The sequence below is a fragment of the Burkholderia sp. 22088 genome (assembly GCF_052045915.1).
Classification (GTDB): domain Bacteria; phylum Pseudomonadota; class Gammaproteobacteria; order Burkholderiales; family Burkholderiaceae; genus Burkholderia; species Burkholderia cepacia.
Window position 1 is genome coordinate 79503 of sequence record NZ_JBQEPY010000012.1, and the last position, 13582, is coordinate 93084.

The 13582-nt window shown below is 67.5% G+C and carries 14 protein-coding genes; 2 read left to right on the forward strand and 12 right to left on the reverse strand.

Going from position 1 to position 13582, the window contains the following annotated elements:
- Nucleotides 1-19: 19 nt before the first annotated feature.
- The 11 genes from ACTJLD_RS23105 to flhD all read right to left on the reverse strand — a co-directional run bounded on the left by ACTJLD_RS23105 (nt 20) and on the right by flhD (nt 11229).
- Nucleotides 20-1111, reverse strand: coding sequence for a protein-glutamate methylesterase/protein-glutamine glutaminase (locus tag ACTJLD_RS23105; protein WP_027788644.1), 1092 nt, complete (start codon nt 1109-1111; stop codon nt 20-22).
- Complete coding sequence (gene cheD / locus ACTJLD_RS23110) at nt 1108-1878, reverse strand: chemoreceptor glutamine deamidase CheD (protein ID WP_060174987.1); 771 nt, start codon at nt 1876-1878, stop codon at nt 1108-1110. The genes ACTJLD_RS23105 and cheD overlap by 4 nt, the downstream gene beginning before the upstream one ends.
- On the reverse strand, nt 1875-2867 hold the full coding sequence (locus ACTJLD_RS23115) for a CheR family methyltransferase (RefSeq protein WP_060174986.1): 993 nt from the start codon (nt 2865-2867) through the stop codon (nt 1875-1877). The genes cheD and ACTJLD_RS23115 overlap by 4 nt, the downstream gene beginning before the upstream one ends.
- 3 nt (nt 2868-2870) lie before the next feature.
- Nucleotides 2871-4838 carry a methyl-accepting chemotaxis protein gene (locus ACTJLD_RS23120; RefSeq protein ID WP_440659749.1) on the reverse strand — a complete coding sequence of 656 codons (1968 nt, stop codon included), beginning with the start codon at nt 4836-4838 and terminating at the stop codon, nt 2871-2873.
- Nucleotides 4839-4875: 37 nt separating this feature from the next.
- Nucleotides 4876-5391, reverse strand: coding sequence for a chemotaxis protein CheW (cheW, locus tag ACTJLD_RS23125; protein ID WP_021164320.1), 516 nt, complete (start codon nt 5389-5391; stop codon nt 4876-4878).
- 51 nt (nt 5392-5442) lie between these two features.
- Nucleotides 5443-7716, reverse strand: coding sequence for a chemotaxis protein CheA (gene cheA / locus ACTJLD_RS23130; RefSeq protein WP_440659750.1), 2274 nt, complete (start codon nt 7714-7716; stop codon nt 5443-5445).
- Between the two features lie 33 nt (nt 7717-7749).
- A complete protein-coding gene (locus ACTJLD_RS23135; protein ID WP_021164383.1) occupies nt 7750-8127 on the reverse strand; it encodes a response regulator in 378 nt (125 codons plus the stop codon).
- 24 nt (nt 8128-8151) lie between these two features.
- Nucleotides 8152-9171, reverse strand: a complete 1020-nt coding sequence (gene motB, locus ACTJLD_RS23140) for a flagellar motor protein MotB (RefSeq protein ID WP_027788648.1) — start codon at nt 9169-9171, stop codon at nt 8152-8154.
- A 13-nt stretch (nt 9172-9184) separates the two neighbouring features.
- Nucleotides 9185-10045: a flagellar motor stator protein MotA gene (gene motA / locus ACTJLD_RS23145; RefSeq protein WP_011350592.1), complete on the reverse strand. Its 861-nt coding sequence runs from the start codon at nt 10043-10045 to the stop codon at nt 9185-9187.
- A gap of 212 nt (nt 10046-10257) precedes the next feature.
- Nucleotides 10258-10812 (reverse strand): flagellar transcriptional regulator FlhC, encoded by a 555-nt coding sequence (gene flhC, locus ACTJLD_RS23150; protein ID WP_011350591.1) that lies wholly within the window; start codon nt 10810-10812, stop codon nt 10258-10260.
- A gap of 96 nt (nt 10813-10908) precedes the next feature.
- Nucleotides 10909-11229, reverse strand: coding sequence for a flagellar transcriptional regulator FlhD (flhD, locus tag ACTJLD_RS23155; RefSeq protein WP_027788649.1), 321 nt, complete (start codon nt 11227-11229; stop codon nt 10909-10911).
- Between the two features lie 24 nt (nt 11230-11253).
- On the opposite strand from flhD, the gene ACTJLD_RS23160 reads away from it, so the two are divergent.
- Together ACTJLD_RS23160 and ACTJLD_RS23165 are read left to right on the forward strand one after the other, a co-directional pair.
- The gene (locus ACTJLD_RS23160; RefSeq protein WP_196488317.1) at nt 11254-11577 is read left to right on the forward strand and encodes a hypothetical protein; all 324 of its coding nucleotides are present in this window, start codon (nt 11254-11256) and stop codon (nt 11575-11577) included.
- Nucleotides 11578-11892: 315 nt separating this feature from the next.
- Nucleotides 11893-12957 carry a glycosyltransferase family 4 protein gene (locus ACTJLD_RS23165; protein WP_059528163.1) on the forward strand — a complete coding sequence of 355 codons (1065 nt, stop codon included), beginning with the start codon at nt 11893-11895 and terminating at the stop codon, nt 12955-12957.
- Between the two features lie 113 nt (nt 12958-13070).
- Here the strand turns inward: ACTJLD_RS23165 and ACTJLD_RS23170 are convergent, their stop codons facing one another.
- A complete protein-coding gene (locus ACTJLD_RS23170) occupies nt 13071-13367 on the reverse strand; it encodes an H-NS histone family protein (RefSeq protein WP_021162849.1) in 297 nt (98 codons plus the stop codon).
- Nucleotides 13368-13582 lie beyond the last annotated feature (215 nt).

Sequence of the window (13582 nt, forward strand, 5' to 3'; positions counted from 1 at the left end):
GCGCCCCGTGACATTCCATTCAAACGCGCTGCACGCGATCGCCCATCGTCGCCAGGCGCGCCATCACGCGGCGGCTCATGTCGGCGAGCGGCGCGATCTCGTCCGCGCCGCCGAGCGCGATCGCCTCGCGCGGCATCCCGAACACGATGCAGCTTGCTTCGTCCTGCGCGAACGTGTGGGCGCCCGCGCGTTTCATTTCCAGCAGGCCGGCCGCGCCGTCGCGGCCCATCCCGGTCAGGATCACCCCGATCGCGTTCTTGCCCGCGTGCGTCGCCGCCGAGCGGAACAGCACGTCGACCGACGGACGGTGCCGGTTGACCGGCGGCTCGTCCGACAGTTGCGCAATATAGTTCGCCCCGCTCCTCGCAAGCAACAGGTGCGCGTGGCCCGGCGCGATATACGCGTGGCCCGGCAGCACACGCTCGCCGTGCTCGGCTTCCTTCACCGCGATCCGGCACAGGCCGTTCAGCCGCTGTGCGAACGATTTCGTGAAGCCCGGCGGCATGTGCTGCGCGATCAGCACGGCCGGCGCGTCCGGCGGCAGCGGCGTCAGCACTTCGCGGATCGCCTCGGTGCCGCCCGTCGATGCGCCGATGATGATCAGCTTCTCGGTACTGACGAGCGGGTTGTTGATCATCGGCGCGGCCGCGTGGCTGTCCGCCGCGCGCGCGACGGCCTGCGGCTGCGGCGCCTGGCGCACGCGCGCACGCGACGCCGCGCGGATCTTGTCGGCGAGCTTTTCCGCGTAGTCGAGCATCCCGTCGCGAATCCCGACGCGCGGCTTCGTGACGAAATCGACCGCACCGAGCTCGAGCGCGCGCAGCGTGATTTCCGAGCCGCGCTCGGTCAGCGACGACACCATCACGACCGGCATCGGCCGCAGGCGCATCAGCTTCTCGAGGAAGTCGAGCCCGTCCATGCGCGGCATTTCGACGTCGAGCGTGAGCACGTCGGGGTTGTGCTGCTTGATGAGCTCGCGCGCGACGAGCGGATCGGGCGCGGTCGCGACCACCGTCATGTCGGGCTGGCTGTTGATGATCTCGGTCATCAGGCTGCGGATCAGCGCCGAATCGTCGACGCACAATACTTTGATCTTCTGCACTGCGGTCATGCCTCCTGCTTTCTTGATAGGTTCGCCGCATACGGGCTGCCGGCTGGCGGGTTCGCTGCCCGTGAGCCGCTGGAGCCGCCGGCACCGCCCGGCGCCGCGCCGCGTGCGCCGAACAGCTCGATACGCGGGCGCGCCGGCTGCGGCGCGGCCGGCCGTTTCGCCGCAAACAGCTCGACGTGGGGGCGCGGCCGCGCGGCGCGCAGGCGGTCGGCCTCGCGCGCGAGCGCGGCTTCGCGCTCGGTCACGCCCGGCACCTGCAGCCGCAGCTTCTTCACCATCGCGCGGCCCGTGCGCGGCATGAATGCGACCTTGCGCGGATGGACGTCCTGCAAGTCCTCCGCGGTGATGCGGATGCGTTCGAGCGCCAGGTAGCGGCGCACGAAATCGGCGTTGCGATCGCCGATGTTGATCGTCGTCATGCCGGCCAGCACGGCCGCGCCGCCGAACACCTTCGCCTCGAAGCGCTCGCGGCGCCCGCCGGCCTTGATCAGCTCGTTGATCAGCACTTCCATCGCGTACGCGCCGTAGCGCATCGAGTCGGACGCGGCCGCGCCCGCATCGGCGCCGTCGTCGGGCAGCATGAAGTGGTTCATCCCGCCGATGCCCGCGTACGGATCGTGAATGCACGCGGCGACGCACGAGCCGAGCACGGTCATCAGCACCATGTCCTCGGACGTCGTGTAGAACTCGTTCGGCAGCAGCTTCACGCCGGGCAGGCCGAAGTGGCTGTCGAAGTAGCGATTGGTCGCGATCGGCAGTGCGCTCATCCGCGCTCTCCAAAGGCGGGCGCGGCGCCCGCGGCCCGCGCACGCACCGGCGACGCCGTCGCGGCCGCCGCGGGCGCCTGCGCGCCACGCGGCCGCGCGCCCTGTGCGGCATCGCGAGTCAGTTCGTACACCGTCTGCCCGCGCAGCCGGAACGCCTGCGTGACGTACGTGAAGTTTTCCGAATGGCCGGCGAACAGCAGCCCGCCCGGCTTCACGAGCGGCTCGAAGCGTGACAGCACCTGCCCCTGCGTCGGCTTGTCGAAATAGATCATCACGTTGCGGCAGAAGATCGCGTCGAACGGCTTCGCGATCCCGTAGTCCGCATCGGTCAGGTTCAGCTGCTCGAAGCGGATCATCGCGCGCAGCTCCGGGCGCACCTTCACGCGGCCGGCCTGCGCGCCCGTGCCCTTCAGGAAGAAGCGCTTCAGCCGCTCCGGCGCCAGGTGCTTGACCTGGTCATACGTGTAGATGCCGGCCTCCGCCTTCGCGAGCACCTGCGTGTCGAGGTCGGTCGCGAGGATCGACGCGCCGCGCGCGGCCGATTCGCCGAGCGCCTCGATCAGCGTGATCGCGATCGAGTAAGGCTCCTCGCCGGTCGATGCCGCCGAACACCAGACCGATACGGGCGCCGGCCGCCCCTTCACGAAATCCGACAGGATCGGGAAATGGTGCGACTCGCGGAAGAACGCGGTCAGGTTCGTCGTCAGCGCATTGGTGAACGCCTCCCACTCGAGCGGATCGTCTTCCTGCTCGAGCAGGTCGAGGTAGTCGCGGAACGTGTCGAGGCCGCGTGCCCGCAAGCGGCGCGCGAGACGGCTGTACGCCATGTCGCGCTTGTGCTCGGACAGCGAGATCCCCGCGCGTTGATGGATCAGCGCGCGGATGCGTGCGAAATCCGCGCCCGTGAACGCGAAGTCGCGCCCCGGCTCGCCCGCGCGAGGCGAGGCATCCGGTGCATCGGGTCGAAACGGCGCGCGCGCGTGCGACATGATTTAGAAGGTCTCCCAATCGTCATCGGACGTGCCGGACGTGGCCGGCGCCGGCTTCTCGCCGTTCAGCGCCGGGCGCACGAGCGCGGGCTTCGCGGCCGGCTTGTCGGCCGGCGCGGCGGATTTCGCGAGACGCGGCCCGTAGCCGCCCGCGGCGGCGCCGCGGGAAGCCGGCGCGTCCTTCTGCGCATGCGCGCCGGCATCGGCCGCGCGCTTCGGTTCGTGACCGGCGCCCGACGCGGCCGCGGCACGCGGCGCCGGCGCGGCACGCCGTGCCGGTTGGGCGGCGGCCTGCGGGGCCGGCAGCGCGGCGACCGGCGCCGCGTCGAAACGCGGCTCCGACGTCAGCGCCGGCGCATGCGCCGGATCATGCGCGACCGGCCGCGCGACACCGCGCGACGGCGCGAGCACGATGCCGCCCGCGACGCGCCAGCCGGCGACGACCGTCTTCATCTGGCGCGTCTGCTCCTCGAGCGACGCGGCCGCGGCGGCCGCCTGCTCGACGAGCGCCGCGTTCTGCTGCGTGACCGAATCCATCTGGCCGACCGCGCGGTTGACCTGCTCGATGCCGGTCGACTGCTCGTCCGACGCGGCGCTGATCTCGCCCATGATGTCGGTCACGCGGCGCACGGCCTGCACGATCTCGTCCATCGTCGAACCGGCGCGCGACACGAGCGCCGACCCGCTTTCGACCTTCTCGGCCGAATCGCCGATCAGCTGCTTGATTTCCTTCGCGGCGCTCGCGCTGCGCTGCGCGAGCGAGCGCACCTCGCCCGCGACCACCGCGAAGCCGCGGCCCTGTTCGCCCGCGCGCGCGGCTTCGACCGCCGCGTTCAGCGCGAGGATGTTGGTCTGGAACGCGATGCCTTCGATCGTGCCGATGATGTCGACGACCTTGCCCGAGCTCGCCGCGATGTCCTGCATCGTCGACACGACCTGGCCGACCACGTCGCCGCCCTGCGTCGCGATGTCGGACGCGTTCACCGCGAGCTGGCTGGCCTGCCGCGCGTTCTCCGCGTTCTGGCGCACGGTGCCCGTCAGCTGCTCCATGCTCGACGCGGTTTCCTGCAGCGACGCGGCCTGCTCCTCGGTACGCTGCGACAGGTCGGTGTTGCCGGTCGAGATCTCGCGCGCGCCGACGTCGATCGACTCGGTGCCGCGATGCACGGCTTGCACCATCGTCGTGACGGCGTCCTGCATCCGCTTGATGCCGCCGAACAGGCGGCCGATCTCGTTGGTGCTGAACACGTTCACCGGCTCGGTGAGGTCGCCGCCGGCGATGCGCTCGAAGTGCGCGATCGCGTCCTCGAGCGGCTGCACGATCAGCCCGCGCAGCGCGAAGCGGATCGCGATCACGACGACGAACGCGATCGCGATGCCGGCCGCGATCAGCCCGATCATCAGCGAGATCTGCGATTGCGTCGCGGCCTGGCGATCTTCCGCGCGCTTCTGCAGCGAAGCGACCACGGCCGCTGCCGCCTGGTCGTACGCGACGAACATCGGGCTGATCTTGGTATCGGCGACCGCGTGGTACGCGGCCATGTCGCCCGCGCGCGCGGCCGCGAATTCGGGCTCGACGCCTTCCTTCACGATCGTCGCATAGCGTGCGGCGAGTTCGTCGACGAGCGCCTGCTCGACGCCGAGCTTCGGCGTGGCCTGGAACGCCTGCCAGTTCTGGTTCGACTTCGCGTACAGCTCCTGCGCGCGGTCGAGCACCTTGGCCGCGTCGGCCGAGTTGCCGGCTTCGGTCAGGGTGCGGAAGCGGTCGAGCGCCACGCGCGCGCGCAGCAACTGCGCCGACGTGTCGTCGAGCGCATGGATCGCCGGCAGGTCGACGTGCGCGATCTCGTCGAGCGAGCGGCTCGCTTGATTCAGCGCGTACAGGCCGAGCCCGCCGACGGCTGCGGCCAGCGCCACGAGGATGAGTCCGACCGCCGTGAGCGTCGTGCGGATCGACCAGTTATGCAACATTGCAGATTCTCCCGAAATTCCAGCGCACGCGGCGCGCTTACCCGCCGAGCGTCTCGATCAGCGCCATTTCACGGCTCGACATCAGCTTCTCGATGTCCATCAGGATCAGCATCCGGCCGTCGACCGTGCCGAGGCCCGTCAGGTACTCGGTCGTCAGCGTCGCGCCGAATTCCGGCGCCGGCATGATCTGGTCGGTCTGCAGCGTCAGCACGTCCGACACGCCGTCGACCACCATCCCGACCACGCGATGCGCGACGTTCAGGATGATCACGACCGTCTGGTGGTCGTACTCGACGCGGCCGAGATGGAACTTGATCCGCATGTCGACGATCGGCACGATGATCCCGCGCAGGTTGATCACGCCCTTGATGAAATCCGGCGCGTTCGCGATGCGCGTGACGCTGTCGTAGCCGCGGATTTCCTGCACCTTCAGGATGTCGATCCCGTATTCCTCGTCGCCGAGCGTGAACACCAGGAATTCCTGGCCCGTCGCGTCGCCTTGTTCCGCGTCGCGGCGGCTCGTTGCCGCGTTCGCCGCGGCCGGATTGATCATTTGGACTTCAGCAGACACGTTTGCCCCCAATCGGTTGAATGGCGAGAGACATCAGAACATCGCGAGCTCGGCGCCGGCACGGGCGCCGTGCGTCGCACGGGTTTCGCGGTTCAGCGCCGCGACGTCGACGATCAGCGCGACGCTGCCGTCGCCGAGGATGGTCGCCGCCGAGATGCCGTGCACCTTGCGGTAGTTGGTTTCGAGGTTCTTCACGACCACCTGCTGCTGGCCGACCAGTTCGTCGATCAGCATCGCGAAGCGGCGCCCCTCGGTTTCCATGATCGTGACGATCCCCTGCGTCGGGTCGGTGCGCGCGTCATCGACCGAGAACACCTCGTGCAGCGCGACGAGCGGCAGGTATTCGCCGCGCACGCGCACCACGCGCTCGCCGTTGCCGACCGTGTAGATGTCGTCGTTCGACGGCTGCAGCGACTCCATCACGAAGTTCAGCGGCAGGATGAAGATCTCGTTGCCGACCTTCACCGACATCCCGTCGAGGATCGCGAGCGTGAGCGGCAGCACGATCCGCGTGGTCGTGCCGCGGCCGGCCTGCGACGTGATCTCGACGTGGCCGCCCATCGACTGGATGTTGCGCTTCACGACGTCCATCCCGACGCCGCGGCCCGACACGTCGGTCACCGTCTCGGCGGTCGAGAAGCCCGGCGCGAAGATCAATTGCCAGACTTCGTCGTCGCTGATGTTGTCGGACACCTGCATGCCCTGTTTCGCCGCCTTCGCGAGAATGCGTTCGCGGTTCAGGCCCGCGCCGTCGTCGCTCACCTCGATCACGATGTTGCCGCCGTGATGCGCGGCCGACAGCACGAGCTGGCCGACCGCGTCCTTGCCGGCGGCGACGCGCTTGTCGACCGTCTCGATCCCGTGGTCGAGGCTGTTGCGCACGAGGTGGGTGAGCGGATCGATGATCCGTTCGATCAGGCTCTTGTCGAGCTCGGTCGCCTGGCCGAACGTGACGAGCTCGACCTGCTTGCCGAGCTTGCCGGCGAGGTCGCGCACGAGCCGCGGGAAGCGGCTGAACACGTAGTCCATCGGCATCATCCGGATCGACATCACCGCTTCCTGCAGGTCGCGCGCGTTGCGCTCGAGCTGCGCCATCCCGTTGAACAGGCGGTCGTGCAGCGCCGGATCGAACGCGCTCGCGGTTTCCGCGAGCATCGCCTGCGTGATCACGAGTTCGCCGACGAGGTTGATCAGCTGGTCGACCTTCTCGACGCCGACGCGGATCGAGCTGCCTTCGGCGCCCGATGCGGCCGCTGCGGCCGGGCGCGCGCGCTTGTCGTCGTGATGCACGGCGGCCTGCGGCGCGTGGTCGGCGTGCGCTTGCTGGGCCGGCTGCGGCGCGGGCGCGGCGGCGGCCGGCGCGGCGGGCGCGGGCGGCGGTGCCGATGCCGGTGCGGCCGGTTGCGCGGCGGCCTGCGGCGTGAAGACCTCGGCGCGTACCGGCTGCGCGGCGGCGGCCGGTTCTGCAGCGGGAGCCGGTGCCGCAGCGGGTGCCGCGGCTTCATGAGCGGCGGCCGGCGCGGCCGGCGCCGTGCCGTGCGCGACGCGGATCTGGCTTTCGTCGATCACGAAGCAGCACACGGCGACGATGTCGTCGGACGGCACGTCCGATTCGACCCACAGCGTCAGGTCGGCGCCCGCTTGCTCGCGGCCCACGATCCGGCCGAGGTTGCCGAGTTCTTCGGTCAGCAGCTCCTGGTCCTTCGCGTCGACGCCCACGAGCGTGATCTTCAGGTGCGGGCCGCCTTCGTCCGCGCCGGCATCGGCCGCCGGATGCGCAGCCGCGACGGCCTGCTCGACCACGTGGTCGGGCGCGCGATCATCGCCGGCGGCCGTCTCTGCGGCCGGCGCGGCCGGCGCGACCGGTGCGGCGACAGCGGCGACCGGCGCGGCAGCGGCAGCCGGCGCATCCGCCCCGCTCTCGGCCTTCAGCCGCTCGAGCTTCGCGCAGATCGTCGCGGCGGCGGCTGCGTCCGGTTCGGCGCTCGCACGGTAGTCGACGAGCTGGTCGGACAGCACGTCCTTGGTCTCGAGGAACGCGTCGACCATTTCCTTGGTCAGCGTCAGCTCATGGTTGCGTGCGCGGTCGAGCAGCGATTCGAGGATGTGCGTCGTATCGGTCAGCGCGGAAAAGCCGAACGTCGCGGCGCCGCCCTTGATCGAATGCGCGGCACGGAAGATCGCGGCCAGATCCTCGGGGTCGGGCGAACCGACGTCGAGGTTCAGCAGCAACTGCTCCATCTGCGCGAGCAGCTCGTCCGCTTCGTCGAAAAATGTCTGGTAGAACTGAGTGATGTCGAGAGTCATGCCCGGTCCCGGGTTGAATGCGTCGCGTGAATGTCAGGAGGCGGCCGGTTCGGACAGCGTCGCGACCAGGTCGACCAGCACGGCGGGGTCGATCGGCTTCTCGATCCAGCCGGTCGCGCCCGCGTCGCGCGCGGCGTCCTTGAATGCGTCGCTGCCTTCGGTCGTCAGCACGAGGATCGGCGTTTCCGTATAGGCGGTCAGCTTGCGCAGCGCGGCGATCACTTCGAGCCCGCTCTTGCGCGGCATGTTCTGGTCGGTCAGCACCAGGTCGTACGGCACGGTGGCCGCCAGGTCGAAGCCGGCCTCGCCGTCCGGCGCCACCGTCACGTCGTAGCCAGCCTGCGCCAGCGTCGCCTGGAGCAGCGCACGCATGGTCGCGGAGTCGTCGATGGCGAGAATGGTTCGGATCATGTCTGTCTCGGAATCTTTTAAGCGTCAGGGTTTCGGCACGGCGACGGCGGACGCCGCGAGCGCCGGCCGCGCGGCCGGCGCCGGGCCGGCCAGCTGCTGCGCGAGCTGCTGCGAGCCGGCCGCATCGGCCGACAGCGTCGTGGTCGTCGCATCGTCGCGCATCAGCGCCTCTTCGGATTTGCGGTTCAGCACGATCACGCTGATCCGGCGATTCTCCGGATCGAGCGGGTCGGCCTTGTTCAGGTTCTGCGTCGACGCGAGGCCGAGCACCCGCAGCACCTTCGCCTCGTCCATGCCGCCGGAGATCAGCTCGCGGCGCGACGCATTCGCGCGGTCGGCCGACAGTTCCCAGTTGCTGTAGCCGCCCTCGCCGCCCGCGTACGGCACGGCGTCGGTATGGCCCTGGACGATGATCCGGTTCGGCACGTCGTTCAGCGTCTTGCCGATCTCGCGCAGGATGTCGCGCATGTACGGCTCGACGTTGTCGCTCGACATCGCGAACATCGGCCGCTTCTGCGAATCGACGATCTCGATGCGCAGCCCCATCAGCGTCGAATCGATGCGGATCTGCTGCTTGAACTGGCGCAGCGTCGGGTTGGCCTCGATCGCGGCCATCAGCTTGATCTGCAGGTCGTGCAGGCGCGCCTGCTCGAGCCGGTCCTGCGCACCCTGCGCCTGCGACCGGGAATTCTCGTCGCCCGCTTTCGCGAGGCGCTCGGCGAGCTGCGTCATGCCGTCGGTGCGGCGCAGCGTGCCGGCGTCGACGCTCGACAGGTCGCGGCCGCCGCCGTTGATGATGCTGGAATCCTGCGAGCTGCGGTCCCCGCTGCCGAACAGCGCGGCCTTCAGCGGCGTGTTGAAGTATTCGGCGATCCCCTTCAGCTGCACCGGCGTGACCGAGCTCAGCAGCCACATCAGCAGGAAGAACGCCATCATCGCGGTCATGAAGTCCGCGTACGCGAGCTTCCATGCGCCGCCGTGGTGGCCCTTCTTTGCCGGGGCCACCCGCTTGACGACGATTGCGCGATCCTTGCTCTTGCTCATCGGGGGCTCCGCGTCACTTCGCCTTCACGCGGCGCACGTGCTCTTCGAGCTCGGAAAACGACGGGCGCTCGGTCGAGAACAGCACCTTGCGGCCGAACTCGACCGCGATCGCCGGCGCATAGCCGTTCAGCGTCGCGAGGATCGTCACCTTGATGCACTGGAACATCTTGGTCGACTCGGCGACGCGCTGCTCCGCGAGGCTCGCGAGCGGCCCGATCAGCCCGTACGACAGCAGGATCCCGAGGAACGTGCCGACCAGCGCCTGCGCGATCATCGCGCCGAGCACCGCGGGCGGCTTGTCGGCGGACGCCATCGTGTGCACGACGCCCATCACGGCCGCGACGATGCCGAACGCCGGCATCGCGTCGCCGACGCGCATCAACGCATGCGCGGGGCCTTCGCCTTCCGCGTGGTGCGTCTCGATCTCCTCGTCCATCAGGCTCTCGATCTCGAACGCGTTCATGTTGCCGCCCACCATCAGGCGCAGGTAGTCGGTCAGGAATTCGACGATGTGGTGATCGGCGAGGATCTTCGGGTATTGCGTGAAGATCGGGCTCTTTTCCGGATCGTCGATGTCGGCCTCGAGCGTGAGTGTGCCTTCCTTGCGTGCCTTCGCGAGCAGCACGTAAAGAAGCGCCATCAGCTCCATGTAGACATCCTTCGTGTATTTCGAGCCCTTGAAGAGCGTCGGCAGCACGCGCAGCGTCGCCTTGATGGTCTTGCCGCCGTTGCCGAGGATGAATGCGCCGACGCCGGCACCCACGATCATCAGGATCTCGACGGGCTGGATCAACGCGCCCAGATGCCCGCCTGCCAGCGCATAACCGCCGAAGACGGACAACAGCGTCACGAGTGTTCCCACGATAATCAGCACTGCCTGTCCCTCACGAATGACCGGCGGGGAGACCGCCGTTAAACAGGTTTACGGCAGTCGGCAGGAAAACTTTCGCGGCCGCCCGGCGGCGGCCCGACGGTGTTTACCAGCAATTCACAGACGATTCGCGGACGATTCACGGGCGATTTGCGGGCGATTCGCGCCGCCCGGCGCGGCCGCTCGCGCCCGCCCGGCCTTGCCCGGCCCGGCGCTCAGGCCGCGGCGGCGGCCAGTTCGGCGCGCGCGGCGGCGGCCTTGCGGGTCTTGCCCGCGCGCGACGGCGGCTGGCAAAGGCCGCAGACGAAACCTTGATGTGGATCATGCGCATGCGCGACGAAGTGGCCGCCGCAGCGCGTGCAGGGGGTCATCTGCAGCATCCCCGAATCGAAGAAACGCACGAGCGTCCACGCGCGCGTGAGGCTCAGCGCGGCCTCGTCGCCGGACAGGTTCACGTGCTCCTGGTAGAGCCGGTACGCCTTCACGATCGACTGGATCGGCTCGCAGCGGCCGTGGTCCTGCATGAACCGGTAGATGTTGTAGAACAGCGACGAGTGGATGTTCGGCTGCCACGTCATGAACCAGTCGGTCGAGAACGGCAGCATCCCCTTCGGCGGCGACACGCCCTTCAGTTCCTTGTACAGCTTGATCAGACGATCCCGCGACAGGCTCGTCTCCGCTTCCAGCAACTGCAGCCGGGCGCCCAGTTCGATCAGTTCGATGGCGAGGGTGATTTCCTTCACCTCGATCACGACGCTTTTGCTTGCCATGGTGATAACCGTCCGCTTGACGTGATTCGGATGGGTGGCCAATACGCTGTCCGCCGGCGCGACACGCCGGGACTCAACGCAAGGCGGGGTGATGGATCAGCGGACGCCTTCGACCTGCTGCCCGGCCATCAGGATGGCCGAGTGGGCGTGCGCGACGACATCGCTGCGGCCCTTGTCGGCGAGCGACGACAGCAGCGCGTGATCATCGAAGCGGAAGCGGCACAGCATCTGGTTGGACGCGGCGAGTTTCACGGTCTGTGCGAGCGTGAGGTTCCCGAGCACGTCGGCCAGTTCCTGGGAAATTCCCATGCGGAACATGCCCATCGCCTTGTCTTCCCGCAGCAGGCGTTGCGCGAGGAGGAGGTACGACAGGTTGACCTCTTTGATCTCACTGAGCATTTCGCTGGTAGCGCTCATGATTCCCCCGTTAAAGAGCTTTCTTTGGCCATTCGTGTTATGAAAACGTTTGCTCGATCAGGGCGCTCTGGGCGCGCAGTCGGCTCGTTTATAGTCTTACAGGGCGAATTTTGGCCAAACGGCATTTATGCCGGTATCAGCGAAGTGGCGTATGCCATGCAGGATTTGTCTGTAAACCGTGTAGGAATTTTTCCGACAAGGCGAATTGAAAGCTTCAGTCGGGAAAGCAAGCGCCGGCGCGGGTTCGGCTGTGATGGATCCAATGGCCTCGGTGCAATAACGAAAGGCTTTCCGGGCAAGGCTGCCGGCAATCGAATCGGTAAAAATTATAGTGCTTTTTCACGATGACGCAACAATAGTTGCATCTGTCTCCATTCCTGATTCCGCGCCCTTTTTCTCGGGGTTTTTGCGTATTTCATCGTGTAACAAGCCTTAAGTGTTTGAAAAAACACTCGAACCCCTCAGGGCGATATCGATAATGGACTCCAATGGGCGGCGGCGCGAGCCGTGCCGGCCCGCCCCGCAGCTTGCCGTCCGGCGCCCCGCGCACCCCGCCCAGGGCACGGCCACGTACCGCCAACCGCGTGCGTCGGCGAGTTCCGCAACCTTGCACGGGATCCGCATCGGCACCCTCGTGCCCCCGGATCAAACAGGAGAACACCCATGCGAATTGCCCAGATCGCGCCGCTTTACGAAGCCGTTCCGCCGAAACTCTACGGCGGCACCGAGCGTGTCGTGTCCTACCTCACCGAGGCGCTCGTCGAACTCGGCCACGACGTGACGCTGTTCGCCAGCGGCGACTCCGTCACGTCGGCGCGCCTCGAGGCGGCCTGGCCGCGCGCGCTGCGGCTCGATCCGTCGATCCGCGATTCGATGGCGCCCCATATGCGCCTCCTCGAGCAGGTCGCCCGGGTCGCGCACGAATTCGACGTGCTGCACTTCCACCTCGACTACCTGCCGTTCCCGCTGATGTCGCGCCTCGACACGCCGTACGTGACGACGCTGCACGGCCGCCTCGACCTGCCGGAACTGCAGCCGGTGTTCGACGCGTTCCCCGACGCGCCGGTCGTGTCGATCTCGAACAACCAGCGCAAGCCGCTGCCGCAGGCCGCGTGGGCCGGCACCGTGTATCACGGGCTGCCCGACACGCTGCTCACGCCGCAGCCGGGCGTGAAGCCCGAATACCTCGCGTTCCTCGGCCGGATCTGCCCCGAAAAGCGCGTCGACACCGCGATCCGGATCGCCGCGCAAAGCGGCCTGCCGCTGAAGATCGCCGCGAAGGTCGACAAGGCGGACGCCGACTATTTCAAGGAAGTGATCGAGCCGCTGCTCGGCGAGGCGCACGTCGAATTCATCGGCGAGATCAACGAGGCGCAGAAGCCCGCGTTCCTGTCCGGCGCGAAGGCGCTGCTGTTCCCGATCGACTGGCCGGAGCCGTTCGGCCTCGTGATGATCGAGGCGATGGCCTGCGGCACGCCGGTCGTCGCATTCAACCGCGGCTCGGTGCCGGAAGTGATCGAGGACGGCGTCACGGGCTTCATCGTCGAGGACGTACAGGGTGCGGTCGGCGCGCTGCACCGGATCGACAGCCTGTCGCGCACCGCGATCCGCGAACGATTCGATACGCGCTTCAGTTCGAAGGCAATGGCGCAGCGTTATGTCGAAACTTACGAATCGCTTTGCACGGGAGCGCGTCAACCGGCATTGCGCCGCGTCGCCGGCGCCTGATACGGAAATCCGCGAAGAAATATTTCGTAATCCAATCCGCGCCGCAATCGGCGCGCCAAACAAAAGAGCCGCATCGAGATGCGGCTCTTTTGTTTGGGTTTTCGGTCATTCGGTCATTCGATCAGGAAACGATCGCGGTTTTTACCGACGATCCAATTCGGCGGCTTGCCGCGCCCGCTCCAGGTCGCGCCCGACTTCGGATCGCGGTATTTCGGCGGCAGCGGCGCCTTCTTCGGCGGGCGCCCGCGCTTCGCTCGCTCCGCGAAGCCCAGATCCTGGGCAGTCAGTCCATATTCGGCAATCTTTTGCTGGACTTCGGCAATCACTGCCGCCACTTCCTGGCGGCGCACATCATCCGCCTGGGCCTGCAGATCCGCGATCTGCGCCTTGAGTTTCGCGTATTGAGACATTTTTCGACTCCCCTTTTGATGATGCGGCCCCGGCGAATCCGGCCGGGACACCAACATCCGTTACGCCATCCGCACTGCCGCCCTGCCCTTCGAAATTAATGCTGCCATCTTTAACCGATTCGACTATATCGAGAATGCGGACTTATTCTAATAAGGGCATTCGTCAGCCATTAAAATTTAACAATCGTTGACCCTCCCCCACCCGATTCATTTCC